Origin of the sequence: Dactylosporangium aurantiacum (assembly GCF_000716715.1) — a bacterium.
Classification (GTDB): Bacteria; Actinomycetota; Actinomycetes; order Mycobacteriales; family Micromonosporaceae; genus Dactylosporangium; species Dactylosporangium aurantiacum.
This window is the reverse complement of the sequence record NZ_JNYJ01000203.1, coordinates 1-241: the sequence shown is the minus strand read 5'-3', so window position 1 is coordinate 241 and position 241 is coordinate 1. Positions and strand designations below refer to the sequence as shown.

Annotated in this window: 1 protein-coding gene; it reads right to left on the bottom strand. The window is 66.4% G+C overall.

What is annotated here, in order from left to right; translation table 11 throughout:
• Positions 1–241: non-reducing end alpha-L-arabinofuranosidase family hydrolase (locus tag OP18_RS50910; protein ID WP_033368080.1), on the bottom strand; the 241-nt coding region annotated here is incomplete at both ends.

The window sequence follows — 241 nt, the reverse complement described above, 5'->3', positions numbered from 1 at the left end:
CTGGTAGAGCAGCTGCAGGTTGCAGGCGTCGACGGTCTTGGTCTGGTCGGGGTTGCTGCGCACGAGGTCGCCGTGGCTGATGTCGTTGGTCCAGGTGGCACCGCTGTTGGCCTTGCCGGCGAAGGGGTTGCTCTCCGTGGCCGCGTTCGCCGTCCAGGAGCCGTTGAGGCTGCTGGAGGTGAACGAGCGGAAGTAGCGGCCCTGGCTGCCGATGGCCTCGACGAGCATCAGGTACTGGTTC